This is a genomic window from Denitromonas ohlonensis (genome assembly GCF_007625205.1).
Lineage (GTDB): Bacteria > Pseudomonadota > Gammaproteobacteria > Burkholderiales > Rhodocyclaceae > Nitrogeniibacter > Nitrogeniibacter ohlonensis.
Genome location: NZ_VMNI01000008.1, coordinates 103,111 through 124,850 on the forward strand (window position 1 = coordinate 103,111; position 21,740 = coordinate 124,850).

Genomic DNA, 21,740 nt, shown 5'->3' on the forward strand with positions numbered 1-21,740 from the left:
TTATTTGATGGCTTCGAGAATGCTCACGTAGCTGGCCACGGCCGAGCCGCCCATGTTGAACACGGCGCCGAGTCGGGCGTCGGGCACCTGAATGTCACCCGCCGCGCCAGTGAGCTGCATGGCGCTCATCACATGCATGGACACGCCGGTGGCGCCCACCGGATGGCCCTTGGCCTTGAGGCCGCCAGAAGGGTTGATGGGCAGGCGACCGTCGCGTCGGCTGATGCCATCGAGAATCACCCGCGCGCCCTCGCCCTGCTGGGCGAGGCCCATGGCTTCGTAGCTGAGCAACTCGGCGATGGTGAAGCAGTCGTGCACCTCGGCGAAGGCCAGGTCGTCCAGACACGTGCCAGCGGCGGTCATCGCTTGGGCAAAGGCGCGGCGCGGTCCCTCGAAGGCAATCACATCGCGCATCGACATGGGCAGGTAGTCGGTGACCTGGGCGGTGGCGCGAAAGCCCACGGCTTTCTGGAAATCGCCAATCCGCTCGGGCGCGACCACGATCATCGCTGCAGCGCCGTCGGCGACCGTTGAACAGTCCGACACCTTGAGCGGCGGCGCGACGATGCGGTTGCGTTCCGACTCATGCCGGCAGTAGTCGAAGCCGAGATCCTTGCGGATGTGGGCATACGGGTTGAGCGCCCCGTTGGCGTGGTTCTTGGCGGCGATGTGGGCCAGCGCGTCGAGCTGTTCGCCGTAGCGGTCGAAGTAGGCCTGGGCCATCTGCGCGAAAATGCCGGGGAAGCTCAGCTGCCCCTCCTCGGGCTGGTAGCTGCAGCCGGCCAACACGCGGGCCACCTCGGGGGTGGTGAGCGCGTTCATCTTCTCGACGCCAATCACCAGCGCCACGCCGCTGCGCCCCGCAGCGATGCGATCAAGCGCGCCATGCAGCGCGGCCGAGCCGCTGGCGCAGGCATTTTCGTAGCGCGTGGCCGGCTTGAAGCGCAGCCCCGGCGCGGCCTGCAGCGGCAAAGCGGCGGGAAAAGACTGGGCGTCGAAACCGCCCAGATTGCCGATGTGGATCGAATCCACCTCGTCCGCTGGGACGCCGGCGTCGGCCAGCGCCTCGGTCGTCACCCGCAACACCAGCGATTCGAGGGTTTCATCGTCGAGCCGGCCGAAACGCGTGTGCGCCCAGCCGACCATTGCCGCCTGCATCGTCATCGCGGCGCCCTTAAATGGTCAAGCCGCCAGAGACTTCCAGCACCGCGCCGTTCATGTAGCTGGCGTCTTTCGACAGCAAAAAGGCGGCCACCGCAGCAATCTCGGCTGGCTCGCCCATGCGGCCCAGCGGCACTTCCGACTCCATGCTCTTGAGCACGTTCTCTGGCATCGAGGCGAGAATCGGCGTGGCGATGAAGCCGGGGCAGATCGCGTTGCTGCGCACGCCCTTGCGGCCCAACTCCTTGGCCCAGGTTTTGGTCATGCCGAGCACGCCCGCTTTGGCGGCGGCGTAGTTGGTCTGGCCGAAGTTGCCATACACGCCCACCACCGACGAGATATTCACGATCGACCCGCTGCCCTGCGCCAGGAAGGTATCCACGAAAGCGCGCGTGCAGTTGTAGACGCCCTTGAGGTTCACGCCGATCACGCGGTCCCACTGTTCTTCGCTCATCTTCTTGAGTTGCGCGTCGGCGACGATGCCGGCGTTGTTGACCAGGCCGTCGATGCGCCCGAACGCGCCGATCACGTCTGCCGCCGCGTTCTTGACCGCCGCACTATTGGCCACATTCACGGCCCAACCGCAGGCCGTGACATTGTAGGTTTCGCTCAGTTCAGCCGCCTTTGCCTTGGCGGCATCGGCGTCCAGATCCCACACCGCGATGGCCGCACCTTCGGCCGCGCAGCGTCGGGCGATGGCTTCACCAATGCCTTGGGCTGCGCCGGTCACGACCACCACTTTGTCTTTCAAATTCATTTGCTTGTCCTCGTCAAGATCGCTGCATGGCGTGCAGTATCAGCGGACCTTATCACCCCATAAAAGCAGAACAAAGCGCATACTCACCGCATCGTTGTGCATATTTGCACATCAATCCGGAGTGAGCCGTGGACATTGACTGGACGGATTTTCGGCATTTTCTTGAGGTCGCCCGCACCGGCACGCTGACCGCCGCCAGCGCCCGTCTCGGGGTCGATCACACCACTGTGGCGCGCCGCCTGTCTCGGCTCGAAACCGCGCTCGGCGCCACACTGTTTGACCGCCGTCGCGATGGCTATGTGCTGACCGACACCGGCCAGGCACTGCAGGCCCATGCCGAGGCCATGGAGAGCGCCGCGTTGGGGGCGGAGGAATCTGCCGGTGGCGTGGGCGGCGCAATTGCCGGCGCGGTGCGCCTCGGCGTGCCCGAAGTGTTCGGCACGCGCGTGCTGACCCCGCGCCTGCCCGCGCTCTTGAACGACCACCCGGAGCTGTCGGTCGAACTGTTGCTGCAGCACCGCTTTGTGAGCCTGGCCAGCCGCGAGGTCGACCTGGCCGTGACGCTGGAGCCGCCCACCAGCGGGCGCTACGTGGTCAGCCGGCTGACGGCGTTTCGCTATGTGCTCTATGCCTCACCGGCGTATCTGGCGCGGCACTCACCGATAAACAGCCGCGTCGATCTGGCCGGCCATGCCTTCATCGACTATGTGCAGGACCAGTTGATGAGCGACGAATTGCGCTATCTGGACCGCCTGGTGGACGCGCCCCGGCGGGTGTTCTCGTGCACCGGCATGCTGGCGCAGGCGCAGGCGGCCGAAGCGGGGCTGGGGCTGGCGATGCTCGCCCCGTACGCGGTGCCTACCGACAGCCCGCTGGTGCAGGTTCTGCCGGGCGACATCGTGGCCCACAGTGTGCTGTGGCTGGCCGCACCGGCTGACCTGTTTCGCCTGCGCCGGGTGCGCGTAGTGTGGGATTTCCTGCGCGCACTGGTCACTGAATCACCGGCGCTGTTTGGCGAGCCGGCGCCCGACTGAGCCGGCGCGCCGCTCAACCCATGCCGTGCCGGCGCATCCAGGCGCGCACGTCTTCACCCGCGCCTCTGTCCTCCAGGCGCTGCACGTTGAGCAACATGTTCTCGACCATGGCGTGGGCAGCAATGGCGGTCATCAACTCCAGACGGGCCTCGACATCCAGGCCGCTCTCGGTCAGCTTGCGATCCACTTCGCAAAAGTGATTGGCCATCAGGCAGCGGGCGTCATGCTCGTCGATGGACAGCATGCCGAAATCGAGCGGGTCTTCGCGCTCAATGTCTTCCATCAGCACTTCCACGGTTTCCGGGGTCATGGCGTCGCTCCTCACGGTGGGCACACCGGTTATGACGCCCAAAACGCCAAAAAGCTCCCCGACCGCGCTCAGCACTTGCCGCGCGCCATCACCAGCACGCCGCCCACCACCATCGCGCCACCCGCCAACTGGGCAACACCGATGGCCTCGTCGAGCATCACGGCACCCAGGCCGAGCGTCACGATCGGGCCGAGGCTTCCGGTCAGCGCCACCGGCCCGGCGCCGATGCGGCGGATCGCCTCGCTCACACACCAGATAGGCAACACGGTGGAGAACAGCGCCATCGCAATCGCCAGCCCATACACCTGCCAGGGCTGGTCCAGCGCGGCAATCGGCCGAAGTATCAAGAACTGCCCGATGCTCAGCGCGCAAGCCACGGTCGACGCCCAGGCCGTCACCCGCGCCGCGCCGAGCCGACCCACCACCTGACCGTTGCCCATCAGGTACAGCGCGTAGGCCACCGCGCTGCCAAACACCAGCGCACTGCCGATCATCACATCGGTGGTGTCGTCACTCAGTGTCAGATCATGAGCGACCGCAAAGGCCACGCCGACATAGCACATCACCAGCGCAACCACGGTTCGCTGGGTCAGCGGCTTGCCGAGAAAGAGCGCCGACAAGATCACCACAATGCTCGGATAGGCAAACAAAATCAGCCGCTCGAGCGCGGCAGTGATATAGCCCAGACCGAGGAAATCCAGATAGCTGGCCAGGTAGTAACCCGACAGCCCGAGCAGGAACAGCGCGCGCCAGTCGCGCCAGCCCAGCGGCGCCATCGCGCGCCGGCTGCCCTGCCAGCCCATGAACAGAAAGAACGGCAAGCTGAACAGCATGCGCAGCGCGAGCAGGGTTTCGGCATCGACGCCATGCCGATAGGCCAGCTTGACCAGAATCGCCTTGAACGAGAAGCCCACCGCGGCCAGCACGCCGAGTGCGAGGCCCATCAAGGGCAAATCATGGGGGCTGGACGAATCGGGGCTGAACTGCGACATACGGGAACCGGCAACAGGCGAGGGCTCGATTTAGCCTGTAGACGCGACCAATGACAACCGCAACACCGGCAGCCAAACTAGCTGGCGACGTCGACGTCCGTATAGGCCGACGGGACAAAGCGGGGTGTGCACACGGCCAGAAAGGACAAGTCCCTCACCCCGATATTCCGAATGCGCTGGCGCTGCCCCGGCGGAATCACCACCGTGTCGCCTGCGGCCACCTGACGCGCCGGCGCGTCGCCGACCCACACCTCGCCCTCGCCGGACTCGATCAGATAGCGCTCAGCAATGCCGGCCAGCACATGCCAGCGCGTGGTGACGCCGACCGGCACCCGCGCACGGGCGACCGACACAGCCGGGTCGTCCGCCGTATTGTGCAGCTCGGTGATGAAACAGCCTTCGTCAAAGTAGTACTCGTCCGCCACGGGCGCATCCCTCCTGAACACGATTCGGAACGATACGCCCCCATCGCTTACAGCGGGCGCTCGATGGTGAGCGCACCACGGATCTGGCCCTTCGAATAACCGGTGGCGCGGTCCTGCGGGTAGGTCTTGGCCAGTTCGTCCTTGATCTCCGGCGCAATCTCGGCCGTTGCTCCGTGGCAGCTCAAACACACGTCGCCGACCGGAATCGCGCGCATGTAGCGGAACATCTGCGTGCCATCGGCCTGGGTCATCACCTCACCCACTTCGAGCGCAGTCGCCGGTTCGCCGGCGGCGGCGCGAACATCGAAGGAGGTCAGTTGCGCGGTCTCCCACGCGTCGGGCATGCCGCGCTCGGGATTGCGGGTTTTCAGGCTGACCCGGCGCATCTTCCAGCCCAGCTCTTCAGCGCGCGCCTTGAGCAGCGCCGGGGCCTTCTCCTTGCACACCGGGATGGCGCCCGCCACGCCTTCGGCAGCGACGGTGTCCTGCATCATCTTGACCACTTTGGGCAGCACCGGCAGGGCTTTTTCGCGGGTGTCGCGTTTGAGGGCTTCGATGTCCTGAGCCGCAGCCGGGCCGGCGAGCAGCAAGGCCGAAAACAGCAAAGTGGTCCGCATGATTATCTCCATCAGTAAAAGCTAATATTATAGACCCAAGCGCGCGGCCGTGCTTGCGAACAGACGTGCGATGCGTCCAAAGACCGCGTACACTGCTCACCACGTCGTTCGCTACCCGATCATCATGCCGACAAGCCCCGTCTTACCCGTTGCCGACTGCAGGCGCCATCTGCTGAGCATGCTCGACACCGTCTTTCGCGACCTGGGCTTCCGTGACGAGGCCTGGCTCGCACGTGCGCTGGATGCGGCCGGACAGCGTTACGACGAGCTCACCGGGGTGCGCGACCGGCGCGGCTTCGATGCCGTGCGCAGTCTGACCGCCTCGCGCATCAGCCTGATCGACGAAGACGATCTGACCTATACCATCGACCTGTCGGACCTCGCGCGCCGCCTGCGCGAGGCCTGCGGATCGCAACTGGCGCGGGTCCATCAGCGGCTGGTCACCGTGCTCCAGCAGTCCGATCTCGAACCCGAAATGTCGCCACTGGCGCCAGAGACCGCCTGTGAGGCGCTGCGCGCCCTGGCCGAAGCCGCCGATCTGCCGGCACAGGCGCGCGAGCAGTTGCTCGTGCGTGCCGAACCGCCGTTGCGGCACGCGCTGACCCGCCTTTACACCGAGCTCGATGCGCGACTCGCGGCCGCCGGGGTGGCGCCCCCGGCCCCCCGTCAAAACACAACGCCAAGCCAAACGCGCCGTGCCAACACCGCCGGCCAGAGCGACGATCTGGGCGCGCTGCGCCAACAACTCGCACGTCAGTCAGGGGCGCCGGCAGCATCGACCGCGGGGGTCGATCCGACCCGGCTGGCCGAGGCACTCGAACGGCTCGAAGCGCGACTCGCCGGCACGGTGCCGGGCGACGCCCACGAGCTCCGGCTGGGGCTGCGTGAAATCGCCGGGCTCCTCACGCCCGACCGCGCCCTGGCAATCGACATCGTCGACGCGCTGTTCCAGGTGATTGCCGACGACACGGCACTGCCCACGGCACTACGCCAACCCCTGGCCAGCCTGCACACGCCGACCCTGCGCCGCGCATTGCGCCAGCCCGATCTGGTCGACGACGCAAACAGCCCCGTGCTCAAGCTGCTCGATTCGACCGTCCGTCTGGCCTACGCCCTGCCCGCCAGCCGGCATACGGCGGTGCTGCCGCGCCTGGGCGGCACCCTTGAAGAACTGGCCGGCGCGCCCGATCTGGACGCGGCGCACTGCGGCCGGGCGCAGGCCACGGTCGACCTCCTGCTCGCCGAGCTGACCAACCTGTTTGCGGAACAACTGGCGGAGCACGCCGTGGCGGCCGCGCGTGCCGAGCGCAAGGAGCTCGCCCTGCAAAGCGCGTCGAACGCCATCAACGCCATGCTGCAGACCGACACCCACCCGGTGCTGGTCACCCTGCTTGAGCGCTTCTGGGTACAGGCTCTTGCCCAGGCGGCCCAGCACCGCGAACGCGACGACCGGCTATGGCGCGCGCGGCTCGACACCGCCCACCGCCTGATCCGCAGCGCCCCCGGGGAGACCGATGCAGCAGAGCGCGCCGTGCTACTCAGGGCCTTACCGGCGCTGGTTGGCGAACTGCGCTCCGGGCTGACCGAACTCGGCCTCGACGAAGACACCGTATCGCGGGCGCTGGCGCCGTGCATGGAGCTGCATTCGGCCGTGGTGCGAGGCGCCATCCTGCCGCCCATTCGCCACACCGCCATCCAGCGTCCGCCGGCACTGCGCACCACACCGGAGGGATTGCTGGTCTTTCAGCACAACGGTCATGTGAGCAGCGCACCAGCCTTGCCTGCGGCCTGGTCAGCCTGTGTCGAGGGAGATCGCGTCGCGTTGAATCTGCCCGATGGCACGGTGTTTGAAGGTGTGCTGGCCGGCCGTACGCCGAAGGGTTTGATGCGTTTACTGCTCGCCCCCAACGACGGCCGTGTGCTCGTGGTGAGCCTGCGCGCGCTGGCAACCCTGGCCGCGGCCAATCGACTCACGCTTGGTCGGCCCGATCTGTCGCGCCGCGCCGCGGAGCGCCTGCGCGCCGGCCGGGCCACGCCGGCCTGACACCGCGCCGGCGCTAGCGGCGGGTGCTGCCGCCGAGAATCGACCCGAGCACACCGCGGATGATCGCCCGGCCGACTTGCGTGCCGATGCTGCGCGCGGCGCTCTTGGCGGCGGACTCGATGACGCTGTCAGATCGGCTCGACTTGCCGCCGCCGAACATCCCGCCGAGCATGCCACCCAGACCACCGAACAAGCCGCCCTCATCTGCCGCCGGGGCCTTGGTCGCCGCCGGCGCGTCGGCCTCGGCTTTGTCCTGACCGAAGCCGGCCTGGATTTTTTCGAAGGCCGACTCACGGTCGAGCGCATTCTCGTAATGCCCGAAGAGCAGCGAGCCATGGACGGTCTGCTGCCGCTCGGCGGCGGTCATGGGGCCAAGACGCGAGCCCGGCGCGATGACGAAGCAGCGCTCGGTGATATTGGGCCGGCCCTTTTCATCGAGGAAGGAGATCAAGGCCTCGCCGACGCCGAGTTCGGTGATGGCCTCGGCGGCGTCGAAGGCCGGGTTGGCGCGCATGGTGTCAGCGGCGGTCTTGACGGCTTTCTGGTCGCGCGGGGTGAAGGCGCGCAGCGCGTGCTGCACCCGGTTGCCGAGCTGGCCGAGCACAGAGTCGGGTACATCGAGCGGGTTCTGGGTGACGAAGTAGATGCCGACGCCCTTCGAGCGGATCAGGCGCACCACTTGCTCGACCTTTTCGAGCAGCGCCTTGGGGGCGTCGTTGAACAGCAGATGGGCTTCGTCGAAGAAGAACACCAGCTTCGGTTTGTCCGGATCGCCCACCTCGGGCAATTGCTCGAACAGCTCGGCGAGCAGCCACAGCAGGAAGGTGGAGTAGAGCTTGGGGTTGTTGTAGAGCTTGTCGGCGGCCAGCACGTTGATCACGCCACGACCGTTGGCGCCGGTCTGCATCAGGTCGGCGATGTCGAGCATCGGCTCGCCGAAGAACACATCACCGCCTTGCTCCTCGATCGTCAGCAGGCCGCGCTGAATGGCGCCGATGGAGGCGGTGGAGACATTGCCGTACTGCGTCTTGATGGTCTTGGCGTTGTCGCCCACGAACTGCACCATCGAACGCAGGTCTTTGAGATCGAGCAGCAACAGGCCGTTGTCGTCGGCCACCTTGAAGACGATCTGCAGCACGCCGCTCTGGGTGTCGTTGAGGTTGAGCAGTCGTGACAGCAGCAGCGGACCCATGTCCGACACGGTGGCACGCACCGGATGGCCGGACTCGCCGAACACGTCCCAGAACACCGCGGCATTTTGCACCGGCTCGAAGGTCTCGATGCCGATGGCGTTGAGCCGCTTCATCAGCTTTTCAGAGGCCGTGCCGGCCACGCCGATACCCGACAAGTCGCCTTTGACGTCGGCCAGAAACACCGGCACGCCGATGCTGGCAAAGGACTCGGCCAGGCGCTGCAGGGTGACCGTCTTGCCGGTACCGGTGGCGCCGGTGATCAGTCCGTGGCGGTTGGCCAGGCGCGGCAACAGGGCGACATCGCGGCCGTCGGCCTTGGCGATAACAAGCGGTTCGATCATGAGCGGGGTCCGGGCAGAGGGAATCGCCATAGTCTAGCCCAGGGTGACGTCACATCGCAGCCCTGGCACGGCGACGGGGCGTGGTGACAACACCTCGCCCCGAAAAACATCAACGCCGGCAGGCGGACTGGCAGCTGTTGTAGGTGGCCAGGCAGCTGGCACTCTGGCCGCAGTGGAACAGCCGATCGCCGCAGCGGTGCACACATTGGTTCCAGGCCGGATCGCTTTGTGGCATGGCACGACGCGTCGGGCAGCTGTTGAGGTCAAAGCCGCGCGGCGGTCCCGGCACCCGCGCCCATTGTTCGGGCGAGAACACCAGCATGGATTGCAAGGCCGTTACGTCGCCCGCCTCGACCAGCATGCCCGAGCGCTGCAGCGTGGCCAGACCCTCGCAGTCGGCCCGGTGCGCCGCCTCAGCGGTCGGCACATCGCGGGTGATGCCAAGGCTGTGACGGGCGCACTCATGGGCATACAGAAAGGCGCGAACGGCGTCGGTCACATCGGGGAGCGCGCGCGGGTTGTAAACAATCAGCGGTCGGGACTTGCCCATCTGCGTCATCACCAGCGAGGGCGATTCCACATCGAGCCGACTGGGCACGGCGCGACCGGCTGCGTCGGTGCAGCCACGGAAGGTGAGGTCCTGGGCGCCGGCCGGCACGGCAAACACCGCCAGCCACATCACGGCCAGCATTGAAAATAGAGACTTCATGCGGTCACTCCCGATCCGGTTGTCATGCCTATCGTGTGCAATCTAGCAGACTCGTCGCCGCTTGTGCGGACCGGGGCTCCGCCACACCCGGGTCGATAGGTATAATGGCGGCTTTTCGAACAGCAAGTCTGCAGGAGTCGAGGGCGCTATGGCAGGTCATTCCAAATGGGCCAACATCCAGCACCGCAAAGGCCGTCAGGATGCCAAGCGGGGCAAGGTCTTCACCAAACTGATCAAGGAAGTCACCGTGGCCGCCAAGATGGGCGGCGGCGATCCGGCATCGAATCCGCGTCTGCGTCTGGCCATCGACAAGGCCCGCGGCGAGTCGATGCCCAAGGACAACATCGAAAACGCCATCAAGCGCGGCACCGGCCAGCTCGAAGGCGTCAGCTATGAAGAGGCGCGCTACGAGGGCTACGGCATCGGCGGCGCGGCGGTGATCGTCGATTGCCTGACCGACAACAAGGTACGCACCGTGGCCGATGTGCGCCACGCCTTCAGCAAGTACGGCGGCAACCTGGGCACCGATGGCTGCGTGGCCTTCCAGTTCAGCCACTGCGGCCAGCTGATGTTCGCCCCCGGCGTCGATGAAGAAGCGCTGATGGACGCCGCGCTCGAATGCGGCGCCGAAGACGTGATCACCGATGACGACGGCTCCATCGAGGTGGTCACCTCGCCGGCCGACTTTTCGACCGTCAAGGACGCGCTCGAAGCCGCGGGCTTCAAGGCCGAGTTCGGCGAAGTCACCATGAAACCAATGAACGAGACCGAACTGACCGGCGACGACGAGGCCAAGATGCAGCGCCTGCTCGACGCACTGGACAGTCTCGACGACGTTCAGGAGGTCTATACCAGCGCGGTTTTTGGCGACTGAGTTGGGGCCTGAACGCTCCGCAATTGTCTCAAACAGAAAGCCGCCTGAAACAGGGCGGTTTTTTTTGGTCATCGAAACGGCTCGCGGCGTGACGGCGGCCGCGAAACGGCGGAAATCCGGAAAAATCGGTGACGCAGCGGACATGTTTTGCGGGGCACACTAGGGAAACCCCCTATACGGCATTTTTGGTGCACCGCATTTGTGCCGACTGTCTGCACCATCGTCCCGGCAACCCAAGCGGTACAGAGACTTGACGAGATTCCGTTTCGGAAGACGTCCGACACGGAAAGAACATATCTTCCGGCATATTGCACTGCGGCATGCCATGCCCGCCCTTGCGACCCGCTTTTCAGGCAAAAATTTTTCTTTCCCTATCGGTTTTTTTGCAGAATAAGCACACCTTTGCCTTTGCGCCTTTCGTACCATTCGCCCACCCCGTAAAAAGGGCGGGTGCGGACAGAGAACAAAGACCGACCACGAGGCACACAAACGCGTGGTCCGAACAGCGGAAAGCCACACCCCGACCGATTCATGTCGAACCGGTCGGAATCGGAACCACCCAAACTCACAAAAGAGTCAGCTGGAGGATACGAGACATGAAAAAAACCGGTATCGCTATTGCGATCATGGGCCTGGGCTTCGGCCTGATGAGCGGCGGCGTCAGCGCCGCCGACATGGTGGTCAAGCTTGGCCACGTCGGCCCGCTCACCGGCAGCATCTCCCACCTGGGCAAGGACAACGAAAACGGTGCCCTGCTCGCCATCGAGGAATACAACGCCAAGGGCGTGACCATCGGCGGCAAGACGATCAAGTTCGAAATCATGGGTGAAGACGATCAGGCCGACCCGCGCGCCGGCACCACCGTCGCTCAGCGTCTGGTCGATGCCGAAGTCGCCGGGGTGGTTGGCCACCTGAACTCCGGCACCACCATCCCGGCCTCGCGCATCTATCACCAGGCCGGGATCCCGATGATCTCCCCGTCGGCAACCAACCCGAAACTGACCCAGCAGAACTACGCCGGCGTGTTCCGCACCATCGCCAACGACGTCCAGCAAGGCGGCGCGATCGGCAAGTTCGCCACCGGTACCCTCGGCGCCAAGAACATCGCCATCATCGATGACCGCACCGCTTACGGTCAGGGTCTGGCTGACGAAGTCGAAAAGTCGGCCAAAGCCACCGGCGGCAAGATCGTCGCACGTGAATTCACGAACGACAAAGCCACCGACTTCATGGCCATTCTGACCAAGATCAAGGCTCAGAACCCGGACGTGATCTTCTTCGGCGGCATGGACGCTCAGGCCGGCCCGATGGTGCGCCAGCTCAAGCAGCTGGGCATCAACGCCAAGTTCATGGCCGGTGACGGTGCCTGCTCGGGCGAGATGCTCAAGCTCGCGGGCGATGCACTGAGCGGCAACACATACTGCACGCAAGCCGGCCTGCCGCTGGACAAGATGCCGGGCGGCAAGGACTTCAAGGACCGCTACAAGAAGCGCTTCAACCTCGACGTGCAGATCTACGCACCGTATGCCTACGACGCGGCTGCCGCGATGATCGAAGCCATGAAAGTGGCCGACTCCACCTCGCCGGCCAAGTACCTGCCCGCACTGAAGGCGATCAGCTTCCAGGGCGTCACCGGCAACGTCGCCTTTGACGCCAAGGGCGACATCAAGGAAGGCGCCATCACGGTGTATCAGTTCAAGGACGGCGGCTGGAATCCGGTCCCCTGATCTGAATTGAGGCACTTGTAGAACGTGGGCTTGCCCACAACCGGGGGCCGCGATCCACAGTGGTTGCGGCCCCTGAATTATTCCGGTTTCCGTCTGGCGCATCGGTCGGACGGCACATCGGAAGGACTCAGCAAACAACCCGCGCTGCGGGATTGAGAACAGCAACACGGAACCCCGCCCCTCGGCCCCACAAGGGCACACCCGACCGGAATCATCCCGGCACCGGGGCGACGGCCTCCGTCACACACCAAGCAAAAGGTGCGATATGGAAACCTTATTACAGCAGATCGTGAATGGTCTGGTCGTCGGCAGCGTGTATGCGCTGGTGGCGCTGGGCTACACGATGGTCTACGGGATCTTGGGTCTGATCAACTTTGCCCACGGCGAAGTGGTCATGATCGGCGCGCTCACCGCGCTGCAGACCCTGCTCATCCTGATGGGCGTCGCGCCCGACATGGCGCCGCTGCTCAAGCTGGCGATCGCCGTGCTCGTCGCCATGCCCGTGTGCATGATCCTCGGCTTCCTGATGGAACGACTGGCCTACCGGCGGCTGCGCGGCGCACCGCGACTGGCCCCGCTGATCACCGCGATCGGCATGTCCTTCCTGCTTCAGACGCTGGCCATGATCATCTGGGGCCGCAACTATCACACCTTCCCGCAGCTGATTTCCACCGCACCGATGCAGCCGATTCCGGGCGTTTTTGTCACCCCGGTTCAGGTCGCCATCGTGATCGTGTCGGCGCTGGTGATGGCCGGCCTGATCCTGCTGGTCACCAAGACCCGCCTCGGTCGCGCCATGCGCGCCACGGCGGAAAACCACCGCGTCGCGGCCCTGATGGGGGTCGACACCAACGCCATCATCGCGCTGACCTTTGTCATCGGCGCCGGTCTGGCGGCCGTGGCCGGCGTGATGTTCGCCAGCAACTACGGTATCGCGCACTACGCGATGGGCTTCATGCCCGGCTTGAAAGCCTTTACTGCGGCGGTGCTCGGCGGCATCGGCAACCTGGGCGGCGCCATGCTTGGCGGCATCGTGCTCGGGCTGGTCGAAGCGGTCGGCGCCGGTTATATCGAAACCATGACCTTCGGCTTCCTCAACTCCAGCTACCAGGACATCTTCGCCTTCGTCATTCTCGGCATCGTGCTCATCTTCCGGCCCACCGGCCTGTTGGGTGAGCGGGTTTCCGACCGGGCCTGAGGAGGGATCACACCATGAACGAACTCATCGAAGCCGTCCCCTATCTGGGCAAACGCAACCCCCGGCTCACCAAGTGGCTGATCATCATCCTGGCGCTGGTGGCGCCGCTGATTGCCGCCTACTTCGGTCGCAGCTGGATGCGCATCCTGGACTTCGCCCTGCTGTACATGATGCTGGCCCTGGGCCTGAACCTGGTGGTCGGCTTTGCCGGCCTGCTCGACCTGGGCTACATCGCTTTTTACGCCGTGGGCGCCTACACCTGGGCCTTCCTCGCCTCACCGCATTTCGGTGTGCACATGCCCTTCTGGATCGTGCTGCCGCTGGGGGCCGCGTTTGCGGCGCTGGCGGGGATCATATTGGGCTTCCCGGTCTTGCGATTACGCGGTGACTACCTCGCCATCGTGACCCTGGGCTTTGGCGAAATTGTCCGGATCTTCATGAACAACCTGAACCATCCGGTCAACATCACCAACGGCCCGCAAGGCATCAACGCCCTGGATTCGCTCAATCTGTTCGGCTGGAACCTGTCGCAAAGCCTGACCATCGGCGACTTCAAGATCCACTACCTGTATTTGTATTACTACTTCTTCCTGCTCTGCGTGATCGGCTCCATCGTCTTCATCAAACGCCTGCAGATCTCCCGCGTCGGCCGCGCGTGGGCTGCCATGCGTGACGACGAGCTGGCTGCCAAGGCGATCGGCATCAACGTGCGCAACATGAAGCTACTGGCCTTCTCGCTCGGCGCCACCTTTGGCGGCGTGGCCGGCGGTCTGTTCGGCTCCTTCCAGGGCTTCGTGTCGCCGGAATCCTTCTCGCTGATGGAATCCATCGCCGTGCTGACCATGGTGGTGTTCGGCGGCATGGGTAACATCGCCGGCGCCATCGTCGGCGCGCTGGCGCTCACCGCCCTGCCCGAGATCCTCCGCAACATCGCCCTGCCCGTGCAGGAAGCGCTGTTCGGCACCGTGATTCTCGACCCCGAAGTGCTGCGCATGCTGTTGCTGTCGCTGGCCATGATTCTGATGATGTTGCTGCGCCCGGCCGGCCTGGTGCCCGCCCACGCACGCTACTCCCGTCCCGAGCTGCTCAAGGGAGGCGCTTGATGATCAAGTTGCTTGAAGCCCGCGGTGTGGGCAAACGTTTCGGCGGTCTGACCGCCCTGTCCGATGTCTCGCTGACCATCAACAAGGGCGAGGTGTACGGCCTGATCGGCCCGAACGGTGCCGGCAAGACCACCTTCTTCAACGTGCTCACCGGTGCCTACATTCCCGATGACGGCGAGTTCGTCTTCAACGGCACCGAGCTGCCCACCGGCAAGCCCCACCTGGTGGTGCAGCAGGGCATTGCCCGCACCTTCCAGAACATCCGTCTGTTCGGTCAGCTGACGGCGCTCGAAAACGTCATGGCCGGCCATCACATCCGCACCAAGGCCGGGCTGTGGGGCATCCTGATGCAGAGCAAGCACGCCATCGAAGAGGAGCGTCTGACCACCGAGCGCGCCTTTGAACTGCTCAAGTATGTGGGCATCGAGCGCTTCGCCCACACCATCTGCAAGAGCCTTTCGTACGGCGACCAGCGCCGTCTCGAGATCGCCCGCGCGCTGGCCTCCGAACCGCAATTGCTGGCGCTCGACGAACCCGCCGCCGGCATGAACGCCACCGAAACCGGCCAGCTCAAGGTGCTGATCGAACAGATCCGCCACGACGGCATCACCGTGCTGCTCATCGAGCATGACGTCAAGCTGGTGATGGGCCTGTGCGACCGGGTCGCCGTGCTCGACTTCGGCAAGAAGATTGCCGAAGACGTGCCTGCCGTGGTCCAGAAAAATGAGGCCGTGATCAGCGCCTACCTGGGAGGACCCAAGCATGCACACTAACCCCGCCTCCCCGCTGCTCCAGCTCGACGACATCAAGATCGCCTACGGCGGCATTCAGGCCGTCAAGGGCGTCAGTCTCGAGCTCTACAAAGGCGAAATGGTCTGCCTGATCGGTGCCAACGGCGCCGGCAAGACCACCACGCTCAATGCCATCTCCGGCACGCTGGGCGTGGCCAGCGGCAGCATCACCTACGACGGCGAAGACATCGGTGCCATGCCCACCCACAAGCGCCTGCGCAAAGGCATCGCGCTGGTGCCCGAGGGCCGCGGCATCTTCACCCGTCTGACGGTCGAAGAGAACCTGCGCATGGGCGCCTACATCCGTAACGACACGGCCGGTATCGAAGCCGACCTCGAGCGGGTCTACACCATGTTGCCGCGGGTCAAGGAACGTCTGGCGCAGGTGGCCGGCACGCTGTCGGGCGGCGAGCAACAGATGGTCGCCATCGGCCGTGCCCTGCTCTCCCAGCCCAAGCTGCTGCTGCTCGACGAACCCTCCATGGGCCTCGCCCCGCTGGTGGTCGAGAAGATCTTTGAAGTGGTGCAGACGGTCAAGGACGAAGGCGTGACCATCTTGCTGGTCGAACAGAACGCCAACCTGGCACTCGAATTCGCCCAGCGCGGCTACGTGATGGAAAGCGGCAAGCTGACCCTCACAGGGACGGGTAAGGAACTGCTGGCCGACCCGAAGGTGCGTGCGGCGTATCTCGGCGAATAAGCCGGCTGCAGCGAAGACCAAAGGGGCGCACTTCGGTGCGCCCCTTTTTCATGCACCGCCTAAGATCGCTCGACCGGCGGTCGGGCGCTACCGCGCAACACCATGCTCGTATCAAAGCTCACTGACTCGACCGATGGCGCCGCCGCGCGAGGCGTTTTGATCAAGGCCAGCAGACGCGCCCCGGCCGCCTCGGCAATCGTCGTGATCGGCAGCGCAATCGTGCTCAATCCCTCGCCCTGCCACCAGCGAAACGCTGCGGTGTCGCCAAAGCCGAGCAAGGACACGTCCGGATAGGTGCTGCCGTAGTGCGCACTCACTGCATCGAGCATCCCCTCGGTCAGCGCCGCGCCGGCGGCCACGATGGCCGTCGGCGGCACCCGCCGCGACAAGAGCGCGCGCAAGGCCTCGCTGCCCTGGCTGGCACGCGGCGCGCCCGCGCACACCAGGTCGATATCAGGCTGCAAGCCACGCGCCGCGAAGGCATCCACATAACCATTGAAACGCGCACGCGCGGTGTCCAGCGTCTTGTCACCCACCAGCAAGGCGATGCACCGATGCCCCAGATCGAGGAGGTAGCCGGTCGCGGCGAAGAGCGCCTGGCGATCATTGACCCCAAAACTGTCGGCCCGCAAGCCCTCGGCCCGACGGATGAGCTGCACCGTCGGCACACCGGACAACAACTGGCAGGTCGCGGGCGTCACGCCGCCGGTCGGCACCACCATCACCCCCGCGCAGCGCGCACCGATCAGCGCGCGGACATGGCGCTCCTCGATCTCGGGATCATCCTCGGTCACCGACAGCACCAGCTGGTAACCGGCGCGCTGACAGCATTGGGCCGCAATGCGCGCCATGGTCGCGTAAAAGCTGTTCTGGATGTCCGGCACCAGCAGGCCGATCAGCGCGCTGGTGCCGCTGCGCATGGCGCGGGCGGCCGAATCGGCCACATAGCCCATCTGCTCGGCCTGCTCACGCACGCGACGGATGGTCTCCGCACTGATCCGCGTATTGCCGGCGAGGGCGCGCGTCACCGTTGACGGCGAGACGCCGAGCTCACGAGCAATGTCCTTGATAGTGACCATGACAAACCTGGGATGCGCCTTGCGCAAACGAAATCTTCAATAAGCCTGTTTTATCAGAAACAGGCCCTCACTACATGGAAAAGTTGACGCGCAAACGTTTGCGCAATAAAGTGCAGATCATTCACTGATGGTGGAGTTCGCCATGAATGACAAAGCACAACCCGATGCGCGCCTGCTCGCCACGCTCCAGAAAGCCGGGCTCGTCAACCCTGCCGAACAGCCCGTTTTCGAAGCGCTGACCGGCGGTGTCTCGTCCGACATCTGGAAGGTCACCACGTCGCGCGGCAGCTTCTGCGTCAAGCGGGCGCTCTCCAAACTCAAGGTCGCCGCCGACTGGCAGGCACCGGTCGAGCGCAACCAGTATGAGGTCGCCTGGTTCCGCGTCGTCCACGCGATCCTGCCCGAGGCCGTGCCCGAAGTGCTGTTGCACGATCCGGACGAAATGCTGTGTGCCATGAGCTATCTGCCGCCCGAAGATCATCGGCTCTGGAAAACCGAACTGCGCGATGGCCGGGCCAACCCGCGCGACGCCGCCGAAGTCGGTCGCCGCCTCGGCCGCATTCACGCCGCCACGGCCAACAAGCCCGACGTCGCCGCGCTGTTCTGGCCCAACGACATCTTCCACGCCATCCGGCTCGAACCCTATCTCGAAGCCACCGCGCTGGCGCACCCCGATTTACGCGACACGCTGTTTGCCCTCAGCCAGCGCACCGGTGAGATCCACCGCACCATGGTGCACGGCGACGTCAGCCCGAAGAACATCCTGCTGGGCCCGAATGGCCCGGTGTTTCTCGACGCCGAATGCGCCTGCATGGGCGACCCGGCCTTCGATCTGGCCTTCTGCCTCAACCACCTGCTGCTCAAGTGCCTGTGGAACCCCGCCGCGCGCGCCGACTTCCTGGCCTGCTTCGCCGCACTGAGCACGGCCTATCTGGCCGAGGTGGATTGGGAGCCGGCCGACGCCCTCGAAGCGCGCGCTGCCAGCCTGCTGCCCGGGCTGCTGCTGGCGCGGGTCGATGGCAAATCACCCGCCGAATACCTGACGGACGACACCCAGCGCGCTCATGTGCGCCGCTGTGCGTGTGCGTTGCTTCACTCACCCCCGGCCCGCCTGTCCGACGTATCGACGGCCTGGAACAAGGAACTCGACGCATGAGCACGCAGATTCAATCCGTCACAGGCCGTCGGGTCTGGGACTCTCGCGGCCGCCCCACCGTGGAAACCGAAATCACCCTGGTCGGCGGTGCCGTCGGGCGCGCGATCGCCCCGGCCGGCGCCTCCACCGGCAGCGGCGAAGCGCTGGATCGCCGCGACGGCGGCGCCCCGTTTGGCGGACACGATGTGCAAGGCGCGCTGGCCGCGGTCAATGGCGAGATCGCCGATCTGCTCACCGGTCGCGACGCCACCGATCAGGCCGCGCTGGATACCGCGCTGATCGCCCTCGACGGCACACCCAACAAGCATCGCCTCGGCGGCAACGCCCTGGTCGCCACGTCCATGGCCATTGCCCATGCTGCCGCGGCCGGGCTGCGGATGCCGCTGTGGCGCTATCTGGCCGGCGATCGCCAAGACCGGATACTACCGCTCCCCGAGATCCAGATCTTCGGCGGCGGCGCGCATGCCGGACGCCGGGTCGACGTGCAGGACTTCATGGTCATCGCCGTCGGCGCCACCGACTACGCTCACTCGCTGGAAATGGTGGCCGAGGTCTATCGCGCTGCCGGCGCCCTGATGGGCGAAGCCAAGCTGCTGCAGGGCGTGGCCGACGAAGGCGGTTACTGGCCGGCCTTCGACACCAACGACCGGGCGCTGGAATTTCTCGTGCGCGCCATCGAACGCGCCGGCTACACGCCGGGGCAGGATGTCGCCATCTCGCTCGACATCGCCGCCAGCGACTTCGGTAAAAACGGCCGCTACACCCTGGCCCGCGACAGCCGCGAGATCGACTCTGACGGCCTCTCCGAGATGCTGCTCGGCTGGCTCGCCCGCTACCCCATCGTGTCGATCGAAGACCCGCTCGGCGAGGACGACCCCGAAGGCATGCGCAAATTTACCCTCGCCGCCGGCCCCGGTGTCGAGGTGGTGGCCGACGACTTCATCTGCACCACCGCCGCGCGCATCGACCGCGCCGCAGAACTCGGCGCCTGCAACACCGCGCTGATCAAACCCAACCAGGCCGGCACCCTGACCGAAACCCGCGCCGCGCTCGACGCTGCGCGCGCGGCGGGCTGGGAGAGCATTGTCTCGGCGCGATCGGGCGAAACCGAAGACACCACCATCGTCCACCTGGCCGTCGGCTGGGGGGCCAAACAGCTCAAAGTCGGCTCGTTCTCGCGCTCGGAGCGCATGGCCAAATGGAACGAAGGCCTGCGCATCGCCGAAGCGCTCGGCCAGGCCGGCGGACAACTCGCGCCGCGCAGCGCGTTTCCGTGGGGGCGCACAACGAGGTAGTTGTCGATCGGAAGCGCTGGCTGGGCCTAGGGCAACACGCCCTTGGCCAGCAAGTCCTTCAGCATCGCGTCGGCCAACCGGCGCACCACGCCCTCCAGGTTGGCCGAGTCGATCACCTCGGCATTGGCACTCCACACCAGATGTTCGCCCTGCAAGGCATACAGGCTCAACTCCACCACCGCGACGCGCAGCGTCTCGTAGTAGCCCGGATCCATCATGAACGGATGGCCGATATAGCCGTGCCGACCGTAGTAACCGAAGCCCGGCGGAAACATGAAGGGGCTGCCCGGCCGGTACACCCGCTCGTCGCGGGTCGACACCACCTTCACCACCAGCGCCGAGCCGTAACCGAGCTTCAGCGCCTGCGCCTTGGCCCTGGCCAGCGCCGACGCATCAGTCACCGACTCACCGACCACCGCATAGCCAGCGGAGACGTCCATCGCCGGCGCCAGCACCTGCGCAAACAGATCTTCGGAACGCCGCCGGTCGGCCTCCGAAGCCAGTTGGGCAAACACCACCGACTTGCCCAGCGCATGAGCCTGCGCATCCGGCGCGCTCCACGATTGCTGGAGCGCAGAACTGGCACAGCCGTTGAGGGAAAGCAGACACACCAGAACAGTCAACAGACGGGCAATCATGAGGCGAACTCCCATGCCGTGCGCACACACGTGACGCACCGAGGCGATGCGGATTCTGACAGACAATCGGTCAGCAAATTCCCGCCTGAGCTGTTTCGCGGCGTAATCGGGCGCTTCCGATGCGCGCGTCCTGGCCGGGTCGAGGCCGCAATGCGCACCTGCGCATACTTCACTTTGGCAAATCATTCAGGGCAGAGACGGCGATCGACCCGGAGCCGTCCGTCGTAGGTGCGCAACGGCACCATGTAGGTTGGGTTGAGCACAGCGAAGCCCAACATTCAGCCGCGCAATCATGAAACACCAAATGTTGGGCTTCCTTCGTCAGCCCAACCTACGCGTGCTGCCCCGGTCAAAGGCCAACATGAGTTCAATGAGCCGCAACCGTATGGGTTGATCTGGCGCTGGGCTGGATGCCATCTCGGCGATCCAACCGCCCGGCCAGTGTTGTCAGCCCCAGTGCGCCGAGCACGACCAGCGCGCCGACCCAAGGTGTTGCCATCAGACCAAATTGAGCAACGATCAGCCCACCGCCCCAGGCACCACCTGCAATCCCGATATTGAACGCGGCGATATTCAAGCCTGAGGCAACATTCACAGCCTCAGGTGCATCAAGCTCGGCGCGCTGTACCACATACACCTGCAAGCCCGGTACGTTGCCGAACGCAACAGCCCCCCATGCCAAGACCGTTGCCAGCGCAAACGAGGTGTTGGAAGCAGTGAAAGTCAGCGCAAACAACACCAGTGCGAGTAGCGCAAAGACAATCTGAAGCGCCCCAATCGGCCCTTTTTTGTCTGCCAGTTTGCCACCCCAGATGTTGCCAAACGCGACCGACACCCCATATACCAGCATGACCAGGCTGACACTGCCAGCAGAGAAACCAGAGACTTCTTGCAGAATCGGCGCGAGGTAGGTGAAGGCGATGAACGAGCCTCCGTAGCCTAAGGCAGTCATCGCGTACACCAGCAGCAGGCGCGGCTTTTTCAACACCGCGAACTGTGCCATCAGCGACGCCGGCGTGCTTTGTGCCAGGTTGTTTGGCACCAGAATCCAGCTGCCGACAAACGCAATCGCGCCCAGCAGTGAGACAGCCAGAAAAGTCGATTGCCAGCCAAATGCCTGGCCGATGAAGGTACCCAGCGGCACGCCGGTGACCAGAGCAACGGTCAGCCCGGTGAACATCAGCGCAATGGCACTAGCGGCCTTTTCCTTGGGCACCAGACTGGTGGCGATGGTGGATCCAATGGAGAAGAATACGCCGTGTGCCAACCCGGTGAGCACACGCGCTGCCATGAGCGCCTCATAGCCTGGTGCCATCCAGGCAACCAGATTGCCAAAAGTGAACAAAGCCATCAAACCCAACAACAGTTTTTTGCGTGGCACACGTCCTGTCAGCGCGGTCAATACCGGCGCGCCTATGGCCACCCCCAGGGCATACAGACTGACCAGAAGCCCAGCCGAAGGGACAGAGACATTCAGACTGGCGGCAATCGTCGGGATCAGTCCAACAATCACGAACTCAGTCGTTCCGATAGCGAAGGCGCTGAGTGTCAGCGCCCAAAGTGCGAGAGGCATGGTTTTGTCCTTGATGGGTAAAC

At 65.0% G+C, this 21,740-nt stretch carries 21 protein-coding genes; 10 read left to right on the top strand and 11 right to left on the bottom strand.

Annotated features, from left to right (window positions below; translation table 11 throughout):
* Together FHP89_RS10220 and fabG are read right to left on the bottom strand one after the other, a co-directional pair.
* Complete coding sequence (locus FHP89_RS10220; protein ID WP_260851553.1) at positions 1–1,164, bottom strand: acetyl-CoA acetyltransferase; 1,164 nt, start codon at positions 1,162–1,164, stop codon at positions 1–3.
* A gap of 10 nt (positions 1,165–1,174) precedes the next feature.
* Entirely contained in the window at positions 1,175–1,918 is a 744-nt protein-coding gene (gene fabG, locus FHP89_RS10225; RefSeq protein ID WP_144175865.1) for a 3-oxoacyl-ACP reductase FabG, read from the bottom strand.
* 128 nt (positions 1,919–2,046) lie between these two features.
* Between fabG and FHP89_RS10230 the strand changes: the two genes are divergently transcribed.
* Positions 2,047–2,952: a LysR family transcriptional regulator gene (locus FHP89_RS10230; RefSeq protein WP_144175867.1), complete on the top strand. Its 906-nt coding sequence runs from the start codon at positions 2,047–2,049 to the stop codon at positions 2,950–2,952.
* Positions 2,953–2,965: 13 nt separating this feature from the next.
* On the opposite strand, the gene FHP89_RS10235 is transcribed toward FHP89_RS10230, so the two are convergent.
* The 4 genes from FHP89_RS10235 to FHP89_RS10250 all read right to left on the bottom strand — a co-directional run bounded on the left by FHP89_RS10235 (position 2,966) and on the right by FHP89_RS10250 (position 5,296).
* The gene (locus FHP89_RS10235) at positions 2,966–3,262 is read right to left on the bottom strand and encodes a hypothetical protein (RefSeq protein ID WP_144175869.1); all 297 of its coding nucleotides are present in this window, start codon (positions 3,260–3,262) and stop codon (positions 2,966–2,968) included.
* 68 nt (positions 3,263–3,330) lie between these two features.
* Positions 3,331–4,254 (bottom strand): DMT family transporter, encoded by a 924-nt coding sequence (locus FHP89_RS10240; protein WP_260851554.1) that lies wholly within the window; start codon positions 4,252–4,254, stop codon positions 3,331–3,333.
* A 77-nt stretch (positions 4,255–4,331) separates the two neighbouring features.
* Complete coding sequence (locus FHP89_RS10245) at positions 4,332–4,679, bottom strand: cupin domain-containing protein (protein WP_144175871.1); 348 nt, start codon at positions 4,677–4,679, stop codon at positions 4,332–4,334.
* A 47-nt stretch (positions 4,680–4,726) separates the two neighbouring features.
* Positions 4,727–5,296 carry a Tll0287-like domain-containing protein gene (locus FHP89_RS10250; protein ID WP_260851555.1) on the bottom strand — a complete coding sequence of 190 codons (570 nt, stop codon included), beginning with the start codon at positions 5,294–5,296 and terminating at the stop codon, positions 4,727–4,729.
* 124 nt (positions 5,297–5,420) lie between these two features.
* On the opposite strand from FHP89_RS10250, the gene FHP89_RS10255 reads away from it, so the two are divergent.
* Positions 5,421–7,340 (top strand): DUF1631 family protein, encoded by a 1,920-nt coding sequence (locus FHP89_RS10255; RefSeq protein WP_186300239.1) that lies wholly within the window; start codon positions 5,421–5,423, stop codon positions 7,338–7,340.
* Between the two features lie 13 nt (positions 7,341–7,353).
* Here FHP89_RS10255 and FHP89_RS10260 read toward each other — a convergent pair whose 3' ends face one another.
* Entirely contained in the window at positions 7,354–8,874 is a 1,521-nt protein-coding gene (locus tag FHP89_RS10260; protein ID WP_144175878.1) for a helicase HerA-like domain-containing protein, read from the bottom strand.
* A gap of 109 nt (positions 8,875–8,983) precedes the next feature.
* Complete coding sequence (locus FHP89_RS10265) at positions 8,984–9,583, bottom strand: hypothetical protein (protein ID WP_144175881.1); 600 nt, start codon at positions 9,581–9,583, stop codon at positions 8,984–8,986.
* Between the two features lie 148 nt (positions 9,584–9,731).
* Here FHP89_RS10265 and FHP89_RS10270 point away from each other — a divergent pair, with 148 nt between their 5' ends.
* The 6 genes from FHP89_RS10270 (at position 9,732) to FHP89_RS10295 (ending at position 15,976) form a co-directional block, all read left to right on the top strand.
* Positions 9,732–10,457, top strand: a complete 726-nt coding sequence (locus FHP89_RS10270; protein WP_144175883.1) for a YebC/PmpR family DNA-binding transcriptional regulator — start codon at positions 9,732–9,734, stop codon at positions 10,455–10,457.
* Positions 10,458–11,053: 596 nt separating this feature from the next.
* Positions 11,054–12,184 (top strand): branched-chain amino acid ABC transporter substrate-binding protein, encoded by a 1,131-nt coding sequence (locus FHP89_RS10275; RefSeq protein WP_144175885.1) that lies wholly within the window; start codon positions 11,054–11,056, stop codon positions 12,182–12,184.
* Between the two features lie 265 nt (positions 12,185–12,449).
* On the top strand, positions 12,450–13,382 hold the full coding sequence (locus tag FHP89_RS10280; protein ID WP_144175888.1) for a branched-chain amino acid ABC transporter permease: 933 nt from the start codon (positions 12,450–12,452) through the stop codon (positions 13,380–13,382).
* A gap of 14 nt (positions 13,383–13,396) precedes the next feature.
* Complete coding sequence (locus tag FHP89_RS10285) at positions 13,397–14,485, top strand: ABC transporter permease subunit (protein ID WP_144175890.1); 1,089 nt, start codon at positions 13,397–13,399, stop codon at positions 14,483–14,485.
* Positions 14,485–15,258, top strand: a complete 774-nt coding sequence (locus tag FHP89_RS10290) for an ABC transporter ATP-binding protein (protein ID WP_144175893.1) — start codon at positions 14,485–14,487, stop codon at positions 15,256–15,258. Before FHP89_RS10285 ends, FHP89_RS10290 begins: the two co-directional genes overlap by 1 nt.
* On the top strand, positions 15,248–15,976 hold the full coding sequence (locus FHP89_RS10295; RefSeq protein WP_144175895.1) for an ABC transporter ATP-binding protein: 729 nt from the start codon (positions 15,248–15,250) through the stop codon (positions 15,974–15,976). Before FHP89_RS10290 ends, FHP89_RS10295 begins: the two co-directional genes overlap by 11 nt.
* 59 nt (positions 15,977–16,035) lie before the next feature.
* On the opposite strand, the gene FHP89_RS10300 is transcribed toward FHP89_RS10295, so the two are convergent.
* Positions 16,036–17,055 (bottom strand): LacI family DNA-binding transcriptional regulator, encoded by a 1,020-nt coding sequence (locus tag FHP89_RS10300; RefSeq protein ID WP_144175897.1) that lies wholly within the window; start codon positions 17,053–17,055, stop codon positions 16,036–16,038.
* Positions 17,056–17,197: 142 nt separating this feature from the next.
* Here FHP89_RS10300 and FHP89_RS10305 point away from each other — a divergent pair, with 142 nt between their 5' ends.
* Positions 17,198–18,211 (top strand): phosphotransferase family protein, encoded by a 1,014-nt coding sequence (locus tag FHP89_RS10305; protein WP_144175899.1) that lies wholly within the window; start codon positions 17,198–17,200, stop codon positions 18,209–18,211.
* Entirely contained in the window at positions 18,208–19,506 is a 1,299-nt protein-coding gene (eno, locus tag FHP89_RS10310; protein ID WP_144175901.1) for a phosphopyruvate hydratase, read from the top strand. Before FHP89_RS10305 ends, eno begins: the two co-directional genes overlap by 4 nt.
* Positions 19,507–19,532: 26 nt before the next feature.
* Here eno and FHP89_RS10315 read toward each other — a convergent pair whose 3' ends face one another.
* Both FHP89_RS10315 and FHP89_RS10320 read right to left on the bottom strand, forming a co-directional pair.
* Positions 19,533–20,144 carry a hypothetical protein gene (locus FHP89_RS10315; RefSeq protein ID WP_144175903.1) on the bottom strand — a complete coding sequence of 204 codons (612 nt, stop codon included), beginning with the start codon at positions 20,142–20,144 and terminating at the stop codon, positions 19,533–19,535.
* 367 nt (positions 20,145–20,511) lie between these two features.
* Positions 20,512–21,717: an MFS transporter gene (locus FHP89_RS10320; RefSeq protein WP_144175905.1), complete on the bottom strand. Its 1,206-nt coding sequence runs from the start codon at positions 21,715–21,717 to the stop codon at positions 20,512–20,514.
* Positions 21,718–21,740: the final 23 nt, after the last annotated feature.

What these genes read in the sequence shown, in the direction of transcription:
- fabG (WP_144175865.1), bottom strand. Translation starts at nt 1,918, where the DNA reads ATGAATTTGAAAGACAAAGTGGTGGTCGTGACCGGCGCAGCCCAAGGC.
- FHP89_RS10300 (WP_144175897.1), bottom strand. Translation starts at nt 17,055, where the DNA reads ATGGTCACTATCAAGGACATTGCTCGTGAGCTCGGCGTCTCGCCGTCA.
- FHP89_RS10320 (WP_144175905.1), bottom strand. Translation starts at nt 21,717, where the DNA reads ATGCCTCTCGCACTTTGGGCGCTGACACTCAGCGCCTTCGCTATCGGA.
- FHP89_RS10255 (WP_186300239.1), top strand. Translation starts at nt 5,421, where the DNA reads ATGCCGACAAGCCCCGTCTTACCCGTTGCCGACTGCAGGCGCCATCTG.
- FHP89_RS10305 (WP_144175899.1), top strand. Translation starts at nt 17,198, where the DNA reads ATGAATGACAAAGCACAACCCGATGCGCGCCTGCTCGCCACGCTCCAG.
- FHP89_RS10315 (WP_144175903.1), bottom strand. Translation starts at nt 20,144, where the DNA reads ATGATTGCCCGTCTGTTGACTGTTCTGGTGTGTCTGCTTTCCCTCAAC.
- FHP89_RS10275 (WP_144175885.1), top strand. Translation starts at nt 11,054, where the DNA reads ATGAAAAAAACCGGTATCGCTATTGCGATCATGGGCCTGGGCTTCGGC.
- FHP89_RS10280 (WP_144175888.1), top strand. Translation starts at nt 12,450, where the DNA reads ATGGAAACCTTATTACAGCAGATCGTGAATGGTCTGGTCGTCGGCAGC.
- FHP89_RS10235 (WP_144175869.1), bottom strand. Translation starts at nt 3,262, where the DNA reads ATGACCCCGGAAACCGTGGAAGTGCTGATGGAAGACATTGAGCGCGAA.
- eno (WP_144175901.1), top strand. Translation starts at nt 18,208, where the DNA reads ATGAGCACGCAGATTCAATCCGTCACAGGCCGTCGGGTCTGGGACTCT.
- FHP89_RS10260 (WP_144175878.1), bottom strand. Translation starts at nt 8,874, where the DNA reads ATGATCGAACCGCTTGTTATCGCCAAGGCCGACGGCCGCGATGTCGCC.
- FHP89_RS10240 (WP_260851554.1), bottom strand. Translation starts at nt 4,254, where the DNA reads ATGTCGCAGTTCAGCCCCGATTCGTCCAGCCCCCATGATTTGCCCTTG.
- FHP89_RS10220 (WP_260851553.1), bottom strand. Translation starts at nt 1,164, where the DNA reads ATGACGATGCAGGCGGCAATGGTCGGCTGGGCGCACACGCGTTTCGGC.
- FHP89_RS10270 (WP_144175883.1), top strand. Translation starts at nt 9,732, where the DNA reads ATGGCAGGTCATTCCAAATGGGCCAACATCCAGCACCGCAAAGGCCGT.
- FHP89_RS10250 (WP_260851555.1), bottom strand. Translation starts at nt 5,296, where the DNA reads ATGCGGACCACTTTGCTGTTTTCGGCCTTGCTGCTCGCCGGCCCGGCT.
- FHP89_RS10290 (WP_144175893.1), top strand. Translation starts at nt 14,485, where the DNA reads ATGATCAAGTTGCTTGAAGCCCGCGGTGTGGGCAAACGTTTCGGCGGT.
- FHP89_RS10285 (WP_144175890.1), top strand. Translation starts at nt 13,397, where the DNA reads ATGAACGAACTCATCGAAGCCGTCCCCTATCTGGGCAAACGCAACCCC.
- FHP89_RS10265 (WP_144175881.1), bottom strand. Translation starts at nt 9,583, where the DNA reads ATGAAGTCTCTATTTTCAATGCTGGCCGTGATGTGGCTGGCGGTGTTT.
- FHP89_RS10295 (WP_144175895.1), top strand. Translation starts at nt 15,248, where the DNA reads ATGCACACTAACCCCGCCTCCCCGCTGCTCCAGCTCGACGACATCAAG.